Below are 14101 nucleotides of genomic sequence, written 5' to 3' on the forward strand. Positions count from 1 at the left end.
GCGCAGCTCGTCCGCGCAGCGGTCCCCTTAGGATATAACTCAGCAGCATCACTACCATAAACGCAGCTAGGAGCAACATACATGGACTACCTGAAGGTCTCGAGCAAGTCCTCGCCTGCTTCTGTCGCCGGTGCGATTGCCGGCATGGTGAAGGACGGGGTTCCCGTCAACATCCAGTCGGTGGGGGCTGGGGCTGTGAACCAAGCGATCAAGGCCGTGGCCATCGCTCGTGGCTTCCTCATTCCCACGGGAGTCGACATCTCGTGTGCCCCCACGTTCTCGGATATCGATATCGACGGCCAGAGCCGCACGGCCATTCGCATTGCGGTGTATGTCCACAGGCTTGCGCCGTCGGACGCTACGACCATCGAGCAGGGTGCCGGAAAGGTGGCAATTTAAGTGAGCAATGTCTCGTCTCTTGCTGGTCTCACGTATCACGTGAAGACGTTTGGCTGTCAGATGAACCTTCATGACTCGGAGCGCGTGTCGGGTCTTCTCGGGTCGTGCGGCTGCCTTGAGGTCGCCACTCCTGATGAGGCCGATATCGTCGTCTTCATGACGTGCTGCGTCCGCGAGAAGGCCGACACGCACCTCTACGGTCAGGTCTCAGCCATGGTGAGTGCCCCCGAGCCCCCGCACGGCCGCAGGGTCGTGTGCATCGGCGGCTGCATCGCCCAGCGTGACGGCTCCGGCATTCGCGAGCACATGCGCAACGTCGACGTCGTCTTTGGCACCCGTGCGATCGCGAGCCTTCCCGACCTCATCGTGGACGCCCTCAACGGCTCCAAGAAGAATGTCTTTGCGGACACGAGCGAGGATGACCCGGGCTTCTCCTCCGACCTGCCTAGCAGGCGCGAGGACGTCTGGCATGCGTGGGTGCCCATCATGACGGGCTGCAACAACTTCTGCAGCTATTGCATCGTTCCCTACGTGCGCGGCCGCGAGCGCGACCGAGCGTTCGAGAGCATCGTCGACGAGGTGCGTACGCTCCATGAGGACGGTGTCCGCGAGGTCTGCCTTCTGGGCCAGAACGTCAACTCCTTCGGCCGCCAGCGCTATGGCTCGCCCCGCTTTGCCGAGCTGCTGCGTGCCGTGGGTGAGACGGGCATCGAACGCATCCGCTTCACGAGCTCCCACCCCAAGGACCTCTCTGACGAGACGATTGCCGCCATGGCCGAGACGCCTGCCGTCATGCCCCAGCTTCACCTTGCCGTCCAGAGCGGCTCAACCCGCGTCCTCAAGGCGATGAACCGGCACTACACGCGTGAGGACTACCTTGCCTTGGCCGATCGCATCAAGCAGGCCAATCCTGGCATCGCTCTGTCCACCGACATCATCGTGGGCTTCCCCGGCGAGACCGAGGAGGACTTCGAGCAGACGCTGAGCCTTGTGCGAGAGGTCGGGTTCTCCTCTGCGTTCACGTTCATCTACTCCAAGCGTCCCGGAACGCCCGCTGCCAAGATTGACGACCCCACTCCGCGCGAGGTCATCCAGGAGCGCTTCGACAGACTTGCGGCTCTCGTTGCTGACCTCGCCCACGAGGCCAACCAGGTTGAGCTCGGCCATACGGTCGAGGCGCTTGTCGAGGGACCGTCCAAGAGGGATGCCGACATTCTCGTGGGGCACAGCCCCAAGAACAAGACGGTGCACTTTGAGATTCCGGAGGGTTACAAGGCCCAAGACCTTGTTGGCAAACTCGTTGACGTTCGCGTCGAGGAGGCCCGTACCTGGTATCTGCGTGGCCCGATGGTTGGCGACCCGAGGTGAGCGAGGGCTCCCAGGCCCCGGTATGCCCGGGCGCACCCGTTATATGCATCGTGGGTCCCACTGCCTCGGGCAAGAGCGCGCTGGCAGACGAAGTGGCCATGCAGCTTGGGACGGACGTCATCTCCGTCGACTCGATGCAGGTCTATCGCGGGATGGACATAGGCACGGCCAAGACGCCGATGGGGGAGCGTCGCGTTCCCCTGCAGATGGTCGATGTCTCTGACATCTCCAAGGATTATTCGGTCGCGATGTTCCAGCGCGACGCACGCATGCTTGTGAACGAGCGCAGGTGCGCCGGTAAGGCGGCGATATTGTGCGGGGGAACGGGGCTGTACCTTGACGGCGTCATTGACGTGATGGAGTTTCCCACGGGCGAGACCCACGGCGAGGTTCGCTCGAAGTACGAGGGCTATCTCGCCAAGCATGGTACGCAGGCCCTTTGGGAGCTTCTCGACTCGCGTGACCACGAAAGCGCGGCAGCCATCCACCCCAACAACGCGCGACGCGTGGTCAGGGCTCTTGAGATGCATGACGAGGGCACGAGCTATGCTGAGCAGCTTTCTGGACTCAAGGCGCGTAGACCCTACTATTCCGTTGAGATGTGGGGCATAACGATGGACAGGCAGCGTCTCTATCGCCGTATCGACGAGCGCGTTGATGCCATGATGGTTGCGGGACTCGTCGACGAGGTCGAGGGCCTCGTTTCCGCCGGATTGGGCGAAGACCTCACGGCGCGTCAGGCCATCGGCTACAAGGAGGTTCTTGCATATCTTGGCGGGAGCTGTTCTCTCGACGAGTGCGTTGAGCTCATCAAGCGACGCTCTCGCAGGTATGCGAAGCGGCAGCTGTCCTGGCTGAGAAGGGACGGGCGCGTTCGGTGGCTTGACATGGATGTGCTTGACACATCTGGCGCCGCGGATTTGGTCGTGAAGTCCTATAGCGCTGCCTTGCGCAGCTCCTGACACCAAGGGGGAGAGGGTTACGGGTCGATTCAAGCAGATGTCAACGGCGCCCGTTCCGGAGCGGACGCTTGTCGTTGGTGTGGACACGGGAAGGGCCGATTGGCCCATGGTGGAGTCTCTTGACGAGCTCGAGAAGCTCGTCGAGACGGCTGGCGGCATCGTCGTTGCCCGTGAGACTCAAAGGCTCGATTCCCCCATCCCCAAGACCTTCGTGGGCTCCGGCAAGGCCAAGGAGCTCGCCGAGCTCGTCAGGCGAATGGATATCGACGTCGTTGCCTTTGACGATCAGCTGTCTCCGTCCCAGCAGGCCAACCTTGAGCGCATCTTCGGTGACCCCGTCAAGGTGATTGATAGGACTGCGCTTATCCTTGACATCTTTGGTCGCCATGCCACGACGCGCGAGGGCTCGCTTCAGGTTCAGCTCGCCCAGCTTCAGTATGTGCTGCCGCGTCTTCGCGGCATGTGGAGCCACCTCATGGGTGAGCAGACCCGCGGTGGCATCGGTAGTCGATTCGGCCAGGGCGAGAGCCAGCTTGAGGTCGACCGAAGGCTCGTCCGGGACCGGATAGCAGCGCTTCGCCGTGAGCTCGCTCGTCTCGAGACCAGACGCAACACCCAGAGCAAGGCGCGTTGGGACTCCGGTATCTATCGCGTGGCTCTTGCCGGTTACACAAACGCCGGAAAATCCACCCTGCTCAATGCGCTTACGGATTCAAAGGTCTATGCCAAGGACGAGCTCTTTGCCACGCTTGATCCTACGACGAGGTCCATCGACCTTGCCGAGGGGAGAAAGATTACCCTCACCGACACGGTCGGGTTCATTCAGAAGCTCCCGACAACGCTCGTTGAGAGCTTCAAGTCCACGCTTGCCGAGGTTCGGGCCGCCGACCTTGTGCTAGAGGTCGTGGATGCCCATGACGGCAACTGGGAGAAGAAGGTCAGGGCCGTCAACGACATTCTTGGGCAGATCGACGCCGGTGATATCCGCCGCGTCCTCGTCTTCAACAAGTGCGATCTTCTTGACGATGAAGCCCTCGGCGAGCTGAGGGCCCACAATTCTGACGCCGAGTTTGTCTCCGCGGAGCAGGGAACCGGACTTGCTGGTTTGATGCACAGGATTGCCTCGGAGGCGAGCGCTGGCGACGTGACGCTCACTGCACTGGTTCCCTATGAGAAGGGAATGCTCGTCAAGATGGTTCACGAGCGCTGCCAGGTTATCAGAGAGCAGTATCAGGATAATGGGCTTTTCGTGACCCTGAAGGCCGGCGAGCGCATGGCTGCAACCCTGCGTCCCTATGAGATAGACGATTAGCTCGCTATCTCCCAAAGACGGCCATGAGGGCCGCGAGCACCAATGGCTGGTGTAGCACGTAGAACTCAAGTGCGTGCCTTCCAACGAACTCGAGGGGCCTGCACCTGAGGTTCGCAAGCGCGTGGCTTACCTTCGTGCTTTCCCTGACGGGCTTTGCCAGCATGGTTCCCGCAAGATAGAGCAGCGTAAAGGGCAGTGGCGTGTAGTAGTCTCCCGACGCGAAGGTGGGCCCTGGGAAGCCGAGCCAACTCAACAGCCCGCTCTCGTAGGGCGCGGAGGGCATTCTGAGGTAGGGACCTCCTAATGCCTTGAGCCCGAACGTCCCACTCGGGATATCGAGGCAAAGCAGAAACGCGCCTAGCAACGCGGCAAAGAGAGCCATGGACTTCCTGTCGGACAGCTCTTTTGGCATGAGGCACCGTATGGCTTCTGCGACGAGCGTGCTGGCGCCCATGCAGTAGATGATGCCAAAGCTGATGGGAGTGTCCACGGCGACTACCGTTGTGACCAGAAAGATTACTGCAGCAACAACGAGATACCTGCACCCTCTCTTGAAGTTGCTTCTCGAGTAGGTTGCCATGATTCCGGCAACCAGGATGAACGTCCAGGATATCGAGGCGCGCCAGACATCCTGCAGGGGAGGGCGAAACCAACTCAGGTTAACCCCATAGAGATACACGAGGTCATAGCAAAGGTGGAAGCCGATCATTGATATGACCGAGAACCCCCGGATAACGTCGTAGCCATGGATTCTGTTGTTTGGCTTTGCGCTGTGTTCCGCATTCATGCTAAAGAGACCTGAGAAGTCCGGTCACCCTGCCAAGAATCGTTGGGTTGTCTGCGTAGATGGGTTCCATCGTGTCGTTCTCCGGCTGAAGGCGAATTCGATTCTTCTCGCGATAGAAGGTCTTGACCGTGGCGGAGTCATCGATGAGCGCAACGACGATCTCTCCGTTGTGAGCATCATGCTGCTCTTTGACGACGATGTAGTCACCGTCGAAGATGCCTGCGTTGATCATCGATTCGCCGCGGACGCGGAGGATGAACGAGCTTGAGTCGCCGATGAGAGACGTGGGGAGCGTCATGACCTCCTCGACGTTTTGCTCGGCCAAGATGGGCGTTCCGGCTGCTACCCTTCCCACGACTGGCAGGGTGACGGTTCCGCCATCAACGTCTTGGGAAACGCTTGCAAGGTTCGTGGGCTGCTGGAATCTTTCGCTTCCCGGACCGGTTATCTCGATCGTGCGTGGCTTGTTGGGGTCGCGGCGTATGTATCCGGCCTTCTCGAGACGGTGAAGGTGCGAATGCACTGTCGAGGGGGACGAGAGCCCGATTGCGGCCCCGATCTCTCGTACTGAGGGCGGGTAGCCGTGCGTTGCCGTGAAGCTGCATATGAAGTCATAGGCCTGCTGCTGGCGTGCGGATATCTTTACCTCAGACATGATTCCTCCTCTTCGACTTGAAGCAATCATACACGCGTTCGACTCAAGATTCAAACATTTGTTCTATTTCTGCTTGACACGAACAGCTGTACGTAGATACTAGGTATAGAACAATTGTTTGGGCATTGGACTACAGAAATTATTGTCCTAAATAGTTCGTATAAATGTAGCTGCTGGTATTGCGAGAGAGAGGTTGAGCAGATGAGGAATCGTGAACTGAATTTTGGCATCGCTGGAACGTCCGCACTTCAGCCTGAGCCGGCGGAATCTGGCTTTCGTGTCATAGACGGTTCCAGGCCTGCTCATGGCGACAGCTTTTCTCGTGAATCTGAGGGGCGTGGCCCGAGCATCATCTCCAAGGCGGTCAACTGGAACAGACGCGTGAACACCTCTACGTGCGTGGCCCCCGTTATCGACGATCGACAGCAGCTCGTTGGCGAGCTCGGCTTTTTCCTCGTCGTGGCCATCGTGGTCCTTGGACTGGCTTTCCTGTGATGGGTTAATTCGGGCGTTTTCGCAGCGTCCTAGACTAATCCATAGTCGCAGCGTATGGTATGTATCGCTAGTGTTTCTGCGATGTGGAGGAAGCCATGCGCTGTCCCAAATGCGGCTGCGAGGAGTCCAAGGTCGTTGACTCCAGGCCCGCCGAGAACAATGACTCAATCAGGCGCCGCCGTGAATGCGTCTCCTGCGGCTTTAGGTTCACCACGTACGAGCGCCGCGAGGAGCTTCCGCTTGTCGTCCGCAAGCATGACGGGTCCAAGGAGCCCTTCGATCGTGAGAAGCTCATGCGCGGTCTCGTTCGCGCAACCGTCAAGCGCGACATCCCCATTGACGTTCTCGACAAGCTCATCGGCGACATCGAGAGCGAGCTGAGGGACCATGGCACAACTGAGGTGGATTCGAGCGCCCTTGGCGAGATGGTCCTGCATCGCCTTGCTGACATTGACAAGGTTGCCTACGTGCGCTTCGCCTCGGTCTACCGTGACTTCAAGGATATCGAGGAGTTTTCCGCGGAGCTGAGGAGGCTCTCTGGTGAGTAGCGAATTAATCTCTCTTCCCATCAAGCGCCTCGACCCCGAGGTGGAGCTTCCGGCCTATGCCTATGAGGGAGACGCGGGCCTCGACTTGCGCTCCAACGAGGACATCGTTCTGGCTCCTTTTGAGCGCCGCCTCATCTCCACGGGCCTTGCGATCGCGATTCCCGAGGGTTATGCGGGCTTCGTTCAGCCGAGGAGTGGTCTGGCCCTTCGCGAGGGTCTCTCGATGGTCAACACTCCAGGACTGATCGATGCCCACTACCGTGGTGAGCTCAAGGTCTGCGCAATCAACCTCGATCCCGAGAACCCGATCCGTGTCGAGAGGGGCGAGAGAATCGCCCAGCTCGTCATCCAGGAGGTCCCGAAGGTCTGTCTGCATGAGGTCGATGAGCTGGACGAGACCGACCGAGGCTGCGGCGGATTTGGATCGAGCGGCATCAACTAGCATGTAATACTCGATAAGCAACGGAGGCCGTCATGTCACTGCTTCGGACGCATGAACTTGTGGTCATAGGCGGAGGCCCCGCCGGCCTGTCTGCCGCCATCTACGCCACCCGTGCGGGCCTCACTCCAGTCGTCATCGAGTCCGGCTCGTTTGGTGGGCAAATTTCGACCACGGACGAGTTGGACAATTATCCTGGTCTGGATAACGTTGGTGGCGTGGAGCTTGGCGAGCGTATGCGTGCCCACGCCGAGCGGCTTGGGGCCGAGTTCTCCTACGACGCCATTAAGAGCATTGAGCTTGATGCTGGCACCGCAACGTTTCGTCTTCAGGGCGAGGAGAGCTATGAGGCCAGCGCTGTAGTGTATGCGGCCGGCGCCTCACCGAGGAAGGTAGGCTTTGTCGGTGAGAATGCTTATCTTGGCAGGGGAGTCTCATATTGCGCCACATGTGACGGCATGTTCTATCGCGGCAAGCAGGTCTTTGTCGTTGGTGGGGGCAACACTGCCTGTGAGGAGGCAACCTACCTCGCAAGGCTTGCCGAGAAGGTAACGCTTCTCGTGCGAAAGGACCACCTGAGGGCGATGAGCTCGCTTGCCAACTCCGTTCTTGAGAATCCGAAGATTGAAGTTAGGTACCTAACTTCAATTGTTGAGCTTCGCGGACGTGAGGGGGCGGTGACGTCACTCCCTGACACCATCGTGCTGTCTGTTGGCGAGGCAGGAGCCACTCCACACATCGAGGAGCTTTCGTTTGCGCCTGGGTCCTTTGGCGTCTTTGTTGCCGTTGGCCGCGAGCCGAGATCCGAGCTTGTAAGCGATCTTGTAGACCTGGATGCGGACGGCTACGTCCTCACAAACGATTCCATGGAGACGCGCACCCCTGGTCTCTTCTGCGCTGGTGACGTGAGAACAAAGCCGCTGAGGCAGGTTGTGACCGCAGCATCTGACGGCGCTGTTGCAGCCGTCAGTGCCGCCACATATCTTTCGCGGTTATGACCTAATTTCGCAGTTACCCCGACGCGCCGGCAAGCTGTCTCGCTGGGTTGTATTCCTCTAGATCAGGTGATTAGACTTCGCTCGCGAAATAAACGCGATAATATATCTTATGTAAAGTAGAGAAGTAATTGAAGTGGGGCGCCTCCAAAAACCAAAGGCGCCCCACTTTCTAAGCCCATCTCGAATCGTGAGCAGCTTCTTCTTATCGCAAACTTATTTCTCAAGTTTCTCGGGTGGAGCGAACGTCCCATGGCAGATTCTGCGAACGACGCGCTCGTTGTCTCCGTCTTCCTGCTCATCGAGAAGGACGAGGATTCGATCGCCTTCGAGCAGCTTGGTGTCACCGTTTGGAACGAGCTCCCTGCCGCAACGCCGCACGGACACCACTAGCGTTCTCTCGGGCCACTCAATCTGAGAGATGAGCTTGTCTGCTGCGCTGCATCCGGCCTCTATGACATACGACTGGAGCTGACGGCCGTGGCTGCCCCAGTGCTCGTGCGCCTCGTCCGCGGAGGTACCAAGCTGCCGCGCAAGCAGATGCTCATAGTAGGCGTCAACCCGCATGAGGTTTGCCGTGACATAGGCGATGATGCTCACGATCGCAAGCGACAGCAGCTGCTCGAGGCTCCCCGTGAGCTCGAATGCGAGCACTACGGCGGTCACGGGGGCCCTGATGGCGCCGGCGAACATGCCTGCGATGCCCAGCACCATGAAGTTCATGATGAAGTCCGAGCTCATCCCAAGCACGCGAGTTGCGGCAGTTCCAAATATCGCTCCCGCGAGCGCGCCCATTATCACGAGTGGAAAGAGCGTTCCTCCCGGCGTCCCAGCTCCAAAGCAGACGCCAGTGAAGAGATACTTTCCAAGAAGGATCGTGGTGAGTGCAACCAGTCCAATGCCCTGCGGACGCATGAGCATTTCGAGAATCGCGTCCCCGCCGCACATGAGATCGGGCGCCGCGAGTGCCACCAATCCCGCCAGGGCGAACGGGATCACGTAGCGAAGGTAGGGCGAGCGATACCTGATCTTGGAAAGGAGATTCTGCAGCTCGAACATGCCGATGTTGTGCAGGGCGCCGATTGCGCCCATGACAAGCCCGAAGACGAGGAGAAGCCCATAGGCTTCGTGAGGGATGACCTCAGAGAGCGTGAAGCTAATGACCGGCTTGAGTCCGAGGACTTGGCTCGTCACGTAGTCGCTCATGACGGCGCTCATCATGACGGAGATGATGAGGGGCGCGTTGAACGTCTTGTGGATCTCCTCAAGCGCGAACATCACGCCCGTGAGGGGCGCATGAAAGGCTGCCGCCATGCCCGCACCGGCACCGCAGGTGACGAGAAGGCGCTCCTCTCCCCTTCCACGGCCGAGCATGCGCGAGACGCCCTTGCCGGCCATGCCGCCAAGCTGGACCGATGGTCCCTCCCTGCCAAGGGAAAGACCGCCAAGCGCGCCGAGCGTTCCCTCTACGAACTTTGCGGCGGTCACGCGGTGCCAGGGAGCCTCCATGGCACCCATGACCTCTGCGTCTACCTGCGGTATTCCCGAGCCGGACGTCGCTGGCTCCCAGCGTACGAGTGCGGCCACGACAACGGCCATGATGAGGAGTGCCGCGCCCCAGAGCGCCACGTTTGCGATAGAGGCAGAGAAGCTCGCGATGATCTGCCTCAGCGTGTGCTCGCCCCACGTGAGCGCAAGCCTGTAGAGCGTTACGAGCGCCCCGGCAAACAGACCGACGAGCGCTCCTTCCCACACGAGGCTCACCTGGAACCTTCTCGAGAGACGTCTTCGTATTGGGTTGCTGCGTTGCTGCACGTCTGTCCCCTCTTGTGATGCTGTCGTGCAAGGAAGAACCGGTCGCGGCTCGTGGCCACGACCGGCTGTGATTCTACGCCTCTGCGGATAAGGATGAGGGTCTGGTCTAGTCCACCTTTATCAGGGAGTAGACCTCCTGCGAGTACTCCTTGCCGATGGCCTCGCGCGGATTGAGGAAGGCGAGCTCGAGGATGAAGGAGAAGCCGAGGATCTTCGCCCCCGACTGCTCGACGAGCTTTGCCGTGGCAAGGGCCGTGCCGGCCGTGGCAACGAGGTCGTCGACGATGATCACGCGGTCGTCAGGCGAGAGCGCGTCCTTGTGAATCTGCAGCTCGTCGGTGCCATACTCGAGGGCATAGCTCTGCGTGTAGACTTCTCGCGGCAGCTTTCCGGGCTTGCGGGCCGGAACGAAGCCCGCTCCCAGGCGATAGGCCACAGGCGTGCCGATGAGGAACCCTCGCGCCTCCGATCCCACGACCTTCGTGACACCCTTGCCAAGAAAGTGCTGCGTCATGGCATCGACGCATGCGGAGAAGCCCCTCTCGTCGGCAATGAGTGGCGTGATGTCCTTGAAGACGACTCCGGGTTCGGGATAGTCCGGGATGTCTACGACGAGGTTCTCATAAGGGAATGGTGTCTCGTTGGCGACGTCCATATGGTGCCCCCTGATTTGAGTTTGGCGCCGCGACAAATTGCGGCCTTACCAATCCTTGTTCCCCGTTAGGAGGGGAATGAAACGCTAGTGTGAGCGCTCGTCTCCGAGTAGCTCTCTTCTGATGAGGGACCGCCTGACGGATCCGGTGAGCTCGAGCATCCTGTCAAGCGTCATCTCCCTCCTGAGCGCCCGCTCGCCCTCGCTCTCGCCCTGGTGCCGGGAGATCGACGCGAGCGCCTGCTCGAACATGGGCGTCTCGCGATTGGCTGCCGCAACATACTGGCGCAGGTTCTTGGGCTCGATGCCAAAGTGCGTGAGCTCGGCACACGTGACGATGAGCTCGAGGTCCTGGCCACGCACGAGATCCCTTCCCGCGGGTGAGCGAACAAGCCTGATGAGCCCGCAGTCAGCCATCTTCCTTACGATGGCCAAGCTTACGCCCAACAGCTCGGGAATCCTGTCGATGGGGTGCATCTCGTCCGCAAGCTCAGGACTGATCCTGGATGCGCGCTCACGAGACGCGCCAAACATCTCTTCTGGTGTGCTCTCTTCCTGCGTCGTCCTGCCATCGAGCTCATCCTTGATAACGCTCAGGGGCAGGAATTTCGTCTTCTGCAGGTACAGGATCGTCTCGAGACGCTGAATGTCGCGCGAGGAATAGAGACGGTATCCGCCAGGGGTGCGAGAGGGCGTGAGCAACCCCTCGTCCTCAAGGTAGCGGACCTTCGAGATGGAAAGGTCGGGATACTGCTCCTGGAGCCTTCTTACAACCTTGCCTATGGTGAGATAGCCGGCGTCGGCCATGTGCGCTACTCGCCCGTCTGGATTCTCTGGGGACGGGTCGTGTGGTAGACCATGCGGAACGTCCCCACCTGGATGGTCGAGCCGTCAACGATCGGTGCGCTCTTGACGATGGCGCCGTCAACCCAAGTCCCATTGAGAGACCCGAGGTCTTCGATGCGGGCAGAGTTCCCGTTGATGTGCAGGACCGCGTGACGACGAGAGACGGTCATGTCGTTGAGAAACACGGAGGACGACGGGTCGCGGCCAATCGTGATCTCTGGCGTGTCGAGCACGAACGAGGCGCCCGTCTGCGGTCCCTTGAGGATGGAGAGGGTTGGGTAGCCGGGACGCGTCGAGCCCATGAGGTCGGGCACGGTGGCGTCCGCCGAGGGCATGCAGAAAATGGCCGTGGCGTCCGCTGCGTTCTTGATGTTCTCGTCGGACATGGAATCCCTCTCTTGGTTGTCTATTCGAACTTCGATTGTAGCGCTCTTGGCGCTATCGGCAGGCTATAGCCTCGATTGCGACGGGGGCGCCCTGGGCGATGGAAACCACTTGCACGCGAGAACAGGCGGGCATGGGCCTGGGGAAACGTTCCTCGCACGCGGCGTCGACAGCCGAGAAGTCATCGGTACCGGCAAGCAGGACTGTTACCTTCGTGACGTCGGAAAGCGTAAGGTCGAGTTCGGAGAGCACCGCCTCGACGTTGTCGAGGCATTGTGAGGCCATCTCCTTGAGCGAGCCTTTGACGAGTGCGCCCGTCTTGGGGTCGGCGGGAGGCTGTGCGGAGACGAACACGTAACGGCCGGCACTCGTTCCCTCAGAAAAGGGCGCTGAGGTCCGCGGCGCCCTACTTGCCGAGATGGCATACATTGCTTATCCACCGTCCTTTAGGCAGACTTTGCTCCCATGAGGTTGGGGCTCAGCTCGTCAACGAGACCGAAACCGCTCCTCGCATAGGTAAGCTTAGCAGTTGCGACGTACGTGCATGCCCCAACCGTGCGTCCTGCCTGCGACCATGTGCAGACGCCCGCGGCGTCGCTCGGTGCGCATAGCTGGGCCGTTGAAGACATGGTCCTCACATAGGTCGTGGGGCCGGCGTCTGGCCATACGAGTCCCTTGGTGGTTGCCTGGGTGGCAACGGGACACATCAGCGCGAGGTCATAGGCAAAGGGCCGCTCGCCCATGGCCTTCTCGGGACTTGCGAGGACGTACGAGTCATAGGTGCCAAAGGCCCAGTCGAGCAGCGCCTCGGTGTCCGTGAAGCGGCCCTCGCGCGTCTGGCAGCCAAGGACAACGGTGTAGAGCGTGGTGCCATGGCGCCTGGCGCAGCCCATGAATGCCGTCACGTAGTTGCCTGCCCCCGTCTTGATGCCCAGAAGCCCGTCATAGCTGCCGAGTAGGTGGTCGACCGTGGGAAAGGTCGTCTCGATGCCGTTGACGTTGACGGTCGTCGACTGCATGCGGACCGTGTCAGCGATGAAGGGCTGCGTTGTCATGGCGTAGCGGGCGAGGATGGCGAGGTCGTGGACGGTCGAGTGATGCCCGTCGGCATCGAGTCCGTGGGGGTTCTCGAAGTGGGTGTCGTTCATGCCGAGCTCGACTGCCTTGTCGTTCATCATCTGGACGAAGGCGTCCTCGGAGCCAGCGACAGCAACGGCCACCTCGTAGGCGGCGTCGTTAGCGGAGTAGACGAGCATGACGTGGAGCAGGTCCTCAAGGCTCGACGTGCTGCCGGCCTCGTAGCCTGCCACCATGGCGTTCTCTGCAAGCTCTGGCTTCGAGAGGGTGCAGACCTTGTCGAGTGGTGTGCCACTCTCGAGCGCCACGACCGCCGTCATGACCTTGGTGACCGACGCCATGTTGATCTGCTCGTCCGGGTTCTTCTCATAGAGCACCGAGCCCGTGGAGTCCACGACGATGGCGGCCTGGGCCTCGCTGAGGCTGGGCTCGGAGTCGGCGGCTAGGGCATGGCGTGGCACCATGACGAGGGCGGCGATGACGGAGAACGTAGCGACGAGCGTCCAGGCGGCCACACGCGAGTGTCTTGTTCCCATGCTAGCTACGACGTCCCCTTCTGATGGATTCTCTGACGATGGCCGCACCCTCCGCCGTGTAGACGATAGCCGTGATGACGGACATCACGCATCCCGCGTAGACGAACAGCAGGCCCACGGGACCACCCACGGAGTTGAGACCGGGAAGCCACGCGGCCCTGATTATGCCGAGTCCTTCGATGGTGGGAAGCCCAAGGAGCAGGTCGCAGAACCCGAACATGAGCAGCGCCGTAGTTATCTTGCCGATGTAGACCACGTCTACCGGCCTCTCGCGGAATCTTCTCACGATGAGGCCGCCAACTGCGAGGTAGCAGTCCCTCGCGATGACGAGGATGGCCACCCAAACGGGCAGCTCGCCGACGATGACGAGGCCAAGGACGCCCGTGAAGAGCAGAAACCTGTCGCAGATCGGATCGAGGAGCTTTCCAAACCAGCTGACCGTCTGCGTGCGCCTGGCAATCTGGCCGTCCGCCCAGTCCGTGCATGCGGCGACGGCGTAGGTGGCGATGGCGAGCGGCCGGCAGATGCCCTGGATGAAGAGCACGAGGAAGAGGCAGGTAAGCAGCATCCTCATGACCGTGAAGGCGTTCGCCACGGTGAGAATCCTGTTCGAAGGGTTGTCCGAGCTGCCCACGGGCGCGCTCGTGTCGGGCTCGAAGCCCTGGCTTACCTTCTTCTCTAGCCAATCCCTGAACGTCAAAGCTGCTCCTTGATAGATGCGACGCCCTCTCCTGCCAAAAGCGCTTTAGGGATGATACCCCATTGGTAGCGCTCCCCCACCACTTGTGAGTCCCTCTGCAGAGGAGTGACAAAACCGTAAGAAACCGGGTG

Annotated in this window: 16 protein-coding genes; 7 read left to right on the forward strand and 9 right to left on the reverse strand. The window is 60.4% G+C overall.

What is annotated here, in order from left to right; genetic code table 11:
* The first annotated feature begins 81 nt into the window (after positions 1-81).
* From Pcatena_RS03900 to hflX, 4 genes are read left to right on the forward strand one after another with little or no spacing between them, the layout of a single operon-like run.
* Positions 82-399, forward strand: coding sequence for a stage V sporulation protein S (locus tag Pcatena_RS03900; RefSeq protein ID WP_126421798.1), 318 nt, complete (start codon positions 82-84; stop codon positions 397-399).
* Entirely contained in the window at positions 400-1767 is a 1368-nt protein-coding gene (miaB, locus tag Pcatena_RS03905) for a tRNA (N6-isopentenyl adenosine(37)-C2)-methylthiotransferase MiaB (RefSeq protein ID WP_126421800.1), read from the forward strand. It begins immediately after the preceding gene.
* Between the two features lie 50 nt (positions 1768-1817).
* Positions 1818-2729, forward strand: coding sequence for a tRNA (adenosine(37)-N6)-dimethylallyltransferase MiaA (miaA, locus tag Pcatena_RS03910; protein WP_317431663.1), 912 nt, complete (start codon positions 1818-1820; stop codon positions 2727-2729).
* Positions 2730-2766: 37 nt separating this feature from the next.
* Entirely contained in the window at positions 2767-4041 is a 1275-nt protein-coding gene (gene hflX, locus Pcatena_RS03915; RefSeq protein ID WP_126421804.1) for a GTPase HflX, read from the forward strand.
* A gap of 4 nt (positions 4042-4045) precedes the next feature.
* On the opposite strand, the gene Pcatena_RS03920 is transcribed toward hflX, so the two are convergent.
* Both Pcatena_RS03920 and lexA read right to left on the reverse strand, forming a co-directional pair.
* A complete protein-coding gene (locus Pcatena_RS03920) occupies positions 4046-4828 on the reverse strand; it encodes a heparan-alpha-glucosaminide N-acetyltransferase (protein WP_126421806.1) in 783 nt (260 codons plus the stop codon).
* 1 nt (position 4829) lies between these two features.
* Positions 4830-5483, reverse strand: coding sequence for a transcriptional repressor LexA (lexA, locus tag Pcatena_RS03925; RefSeq protein WP_126421809.1), 654 nt, complete (start codon positions 5481-5483; stop codon positions 4830-4832).
* A gap of 590 nt (positions 5484-6073) precedes the next feature.
* Here lexA and nrdR point away from each other — a divergent pair.
* The 3 genes from nrdR to Pcatena_RS03940 are packed head-to-tail and all read left to right on the forward strand — an operon-like array spanning position 6074 to position 7963.
* Positions 6074-6526 carry a transcriptional regulator NrdR gene (gene nrdR / locus Pcatena_RS03930; RefSeq protein ID WP_126421811.1) on the forward strand — a complete coding sequence of 151 codons (453 nt, stop codon included), beginning with the start codon at positions 6074-6076 and terminating at the stop codon, positions 6524-6526.
* Positions 6519-6968: a dUTP diphosphatase gene (gene dut / locus Pcatena_RS03935; protein ID WP_126421813.1), complete on the forward strand. Its 450-nt coding sequence runs from the start codon at positions 6519-6521 to the stop codon at positions 6966-6968. Before nrdR ends, dut begins: the two co-directional genes overlap by 8 nt.
* A gap of 32 nt (positions 6969-7000) precedes the next feature.
* Positions 7001-7963 (forward strand): NAD(P)/FAD-dependent oxidoreductase, encoded by a 963-nt coding sequence (locus Pcatena_RS03940; protein ID WP_126421815.1) that lies wholly within the window; start codon positions 7001-7003, stop codon positions 7961-7963.
* Between the two features lie 213 nt (positions 7964-8176).
* On the opposite strand, the gene Pcatena_RS03945 is transcribed toward Pcatena_RS03940, so the two are convergent.
* The 7 genes from Pcatena_RS03945 to Pcatena_RS03975 form a co-directional block, all read right to left on the reverse strand.
* Positions 8177-9724: a ClC family H(+)/Cl(-) exchange transporter gene (locus Pcatena_RS03945; protein WP_232619902.1), complete on the reverse strand. Its 1548-nt coding sequence runs from the start codon at positions 9722-9724 to the stop codon at positions 8177-8179.
* 157 nt (positions 9725-9881) lie between these two features.
* On the reverse strand, positions 9882-10430 hold the full coding sequence (locus Pcatena_RS03950) for an adenine phosphoribosyltransferase (RefSeq protein WP_126421819.1): 549 nt from the start codon (positions 10428-10430) through the stop codon (positions 9882-9884).
* Positions 10431-10514: 84 nt separating this feature from the next.
* On the reverse strand, positions 10515-11234 hold the full coding sequence (gene ftsR, locus Pcatena_RS03955; protein WP_126421821.1) for a transcriptional regulator FtsR: 720 nt from the start codon (positions 11232-11234) through the stop codon (positions 10515-10517).
* Positions 11235-11239: 5 nt separating this feature from the next.
* Positions 11240-11659 (reverse strand): FHA domain-containing protein, encoded by a 420-nt coding sequence (locus Pcatena_RS03960; protein WP_126421823.1) that lies wholly within the window; start codon positions 11657-11659, stop codon positions 11240-11242.
* A 52-nt stretch (positions 11660-11711) separates the two neighbouring features.
* A complete protein-coding gene (locus Pcatena_RS03965; protein ID WP_126421825.1) occupies positions 11712-12086 on the reverse strand; it encodes a Rid family hydrolase in 375 nt (124 codons plus the stop codon).
* Between the two features lie 17 nt (positions 12087-12103).
* On the reverse strand, positions 12104-13270 hold the full coding sequence (locus Pcatena_RS03970) for a D-alanyl-D-alanine carboxypeptidase family protein (protein ID WP_126421827.1): 1167 nt from the start codon (positions 13268-13270) through the stop codon (positions 12104-12106).
* A 1-nt stretch (position 13271) separates the two neighbouring features.
* A complete protein-coding gene (locus tag Pcatena_RS03975) occupies positions 13272-13970 on the reverse strand; it encodes a CDP-alcohol phosphatidyltransferase family protein (RefSeq protein ID WP_232619904.1) in 699 nt (232 codons plus the stop codon).
* Positions 13971-14101: the final 131 nt, after the last annotated feature.

The sequence above is a fragment of the Parolsenella catena genome, assembly GCF_003966955.1.
Lineage (GTDB): Bacteria > Actinomycetota > Coriobacteriia > Coriobacteriales > Atopobiaceae > Parolsenella > Parolsenella catena.